We start from the raw sequence: 3148 nt of genomic DNA, 5'->3' as shown, positions 1-3148 counted from the left end.
AGATGTTCTCTGGTGGAGGTAAGGGGGTTCGAACCCCTGGCCTCAGGCTTGCAAAGCCCGCGCTCTCCCAGCTGAGCTATACCCCCTTTAGGAATAAACACCCCAGCGGCGACTCGGCTCTCGCTGGGGTGTTTATTGCGAAAGAGTTGGTGGACCTGACAAGATTCGAACTTGTGACCTCCCGGTTATCAGCCGGACGCTCTAACCAACTGAGCTACAGGTCCATCGCACCAGGAGATAATACCCCGCCCGCACGACTGCGTCAACCATTATTTTTTATCGCATGGGGTGCATCTGGAATCTGCACTTCGGTACACCGACCTAGAAGCACGATGAACAGGGAACCGAAGACGTCGATGGACTCTTTGTGGTGGTTTCCCTGTAAAAAGAACCGCTGGTCACTTCATATCCCCACGCTCTGGCGCTTCGCATCAGGCCGCCCGTCGCGGGTGCCAGCCCGATACAAGGTTTTGACAAGATTCCCGCAAGACCGCTGCGAGGGTCATGCCAGATGGACGCGGTATGCTCGGCTCCCGGCGATGCAAGGGAGGCAACCCATGGTTCGTAACAATAATGCAGGGCACCGCGCCGCGAAGCGACCGAAGACACTCATCAACCACACCAGCGCTCGCAGGGCGCGAAGCGCTCCCCAGCTCCCCCGCACATCTGCAGCCGCATCCTCTGCATGCGGGTCAGCGAGACGCCTTCTGCTCGCCTCCCTTGCACGCCGTGTGCACGCACCGATCCTCGCACGCCTTTTCCCGGGCGTCGTCGCGCTCATCTTGCTTTGCGCAAGCATCCCGCAACCGGCGAACGCGACGGTGAGCGTGCCTCCATCGTTTGCCAACAACGTCACCGTGAAGAAGCGTGATGCGGCAACCGGTGCCCTGAAATCTCCCATCACCTGGTGGGACCTCTCCGATGGCACCTGGTGCGTCTGTGGATCGGTTCACTCCAACGCGCCGTCCATCGGCGATACCTACGGTCCTGCAGTCGCGGTCGAGGGCTTCACCTATAGCGACACGCACGACACCGGCAACCCGCCGCTGAGCAGCGCCATGGTGACGTCTTCCTTCGATGCGCACGCCATGGCCTACGCGGCGGCCTATTCCCCCACCTCGGCCCTCGGCCGGGCAACCTACGGGTTCACCGGCAGAGAAGACCAGCTCCGTGCTGCATGGGAATTCACCAAGCATTTGGTGAACGGCGCGTACGTCCAAGGCGATGCCATCTGGTACCACGGCTATGAGTTCTACGACCTGTACGAGAATTGGGACGGCAGCGATACCGGGCGTCTCAAGGACGCCTCCGAGCTCGCGAAGTGTCAGAAGCTGGCGCAAGACGCGCTCGCACATTCCGGGCAGAGTGGGTGGTGGGACGAAGCCCTGTGGCTGCGAAGAAACCTCACCAACCCCGACGCACAGAGCATCTTCGTCATCATTCCCGTGACACCATCTGCCCGGGTGACGTTTACGAAAGTCTCCGCCGACGCCTCTCTCACCGCCGGTAACGAAGAATACACCTACGCGGGCGCGACGTACGAGATCTACGATGCCACCACAGATAAGCTGGCGGCAACGATCACCACCGACGAACACGGGCATGCGACCTGTGACCTCACCTTTGGTAGCTACTATGCAAAAGAGATTAAGGCGCCGAAGGGCTTCGCGCTCAACCCTGAAAACCAGCATTTCGAAATCCTGGAGTCGAGCGCCACCGCAGAGGTCGAGCTCAGCGATACTCCGGGTTCCGTGAGCATAACCATCCAGAAGCGCGATTCCGCGACCGGACAGAGCGCTCAGCCAGGAACTTCATTCGAAGGAGCCGAGTATACCGTCGTCGATGCCAACGGCGTGGCGCACACGGCTGCCACCGACGAGCAGGGGCGCGTGCGCATCGACGGGCTTCCGCTCGGCACGACCACCATCACGGAAACGAAGGCTCCCGAGGGATACAAGCTCGATACCTGCGTCCATACCTATACCGCGCACGCGGAAGATCTCGACGCATCTGGCGTCATCGAGCTTGAGCCCGTTGATGATTTCGCAGAAGACGTCATCGCCTTCGATCTCGAGATCGCAAAGACGCTTGGTTCCGATACCCCTTGGGAGGGGACGGACGGCCACAGCGAGCCCGCCGCAAACGTGCGCTTCGAGATCATCTCGAACACCACGGGTTCCGTGGTGGGAACAATCACGACCGGGAAAGACGGTTTCGCAAGTACGGCGGACGACCCAACCCTTTGGTTCGGGGAGGGCACGCGGCCGGCGGGGGTCTCGGGAGCCATCCCCTATGACGCTGCCGGATACACGGTACGTGAAGATCCCGCCACGGTACCCGACGGCCTCGATGTCGTAGAGCCATGGCAGATCGATGCGAAACAGATGGCGGATGGCGCGACGCTGCGCTATTCCCTGTGCGACGAGCAGCTCTCGACGCGTCTCGAGATCGTGAAGGTCGATGCGGTGAGCGGCGCACGCATCCCGCTCGCCGGGTTCTCGTTCCAAATCATCGATGCGACCGGAGCACCGGTGAGTATGACGAGTTGGTACCCGGATGCTTCCGAGCTGAATACGTTCACCACGTCGGACGATGGATCGGTGACGCTGCCCGAGCGCCTCGCGCCGGGAACGTATACCGTGCGCGAGGTCGCCGCGGAAGCTCCCTACCTTCTCGGCAGCGAGGTGTCCATCTCCCTATCCGACGACTTCGAGAACGCAGCCCCGCTCGCCGTGATCGAGGTTGAAGACGAGCAGGCGATGGGCATCGCGCGCATCCAAAAGACCTGCATGGGAACGCCGGCGGCGCATGATGGCGGCTGCTCGCTTGCGGGGGCGGAATTCGACGTGGTCGCGGTGGGCGATATCGTGAGCCCGGATGGCGTGGTGCGCGCCGTCGACGGCGAGGTCGTCGACCACATCACGACCGATTCAGAAGGAGTAGCGGAGACAGACGAGCTCTGGCTTGGCTGCGGCAGCGCGACCTACGCGCTCGTCGAGACGAAGGCACCCGCAGGCCATGTGCTCGATACCGAACCCCGTGAATTCACGCTCACCTACGAGGATGCGACGACAGAGCTCGTCTACTCCGATGTAATCGTGGAAAACAAGCCAACCGAAACGCTCGTCGATAAGGATGTCTTGGGCAC

Annotated in this window: 1 protein-coding gene and 2 tRNA genes; 1 reads left to right on the top strand and 2 read right to left on the bottom strand. The window is 61.5% G+C overall.

Translation table 11 applies throughout. The annotated features are described in order from the left end of the window. Positions 1-10: 10 nt before the first annotated feature. Positions 11-86 (bottom strand) — tRNA-Ala (locus QZ079_RS08825). A 61-nt stretch (positions 87-147) separates the two neighbouring features. Further along, positions 148-224: transfer RNA gene (locus tag QZ079_RS08820), tRNA-Ile, on the bottom strand. A gap of 507 nt (positions 225-731) precedes the next feature. Between QZ079_RS08820 and QZ079_RS08815 the strand changes: the two genes are divergently transcribed. Beyond that, a partial coding sequence (locus tag QZ079_RS08815; protein WP_297037488.1) for a SpaA isopeptide-forming pilin-related protein occupies positions 732-3148 on the top strand: 2417 nt, incomplete at its 3' end.

The organism is uncultured Enorma sp., from assembly GCA_905210055.1.
Classification (GTDB): Bacteria; Actinomycetota; Coriobacteriia; order Coriobacteriales; family Coriobacteriaceae; genus Enorma.
Note: the sequence above shows the minus strand (reverse complement) of the source record. Positions and strands in the feature narration are given on the sequence as shown.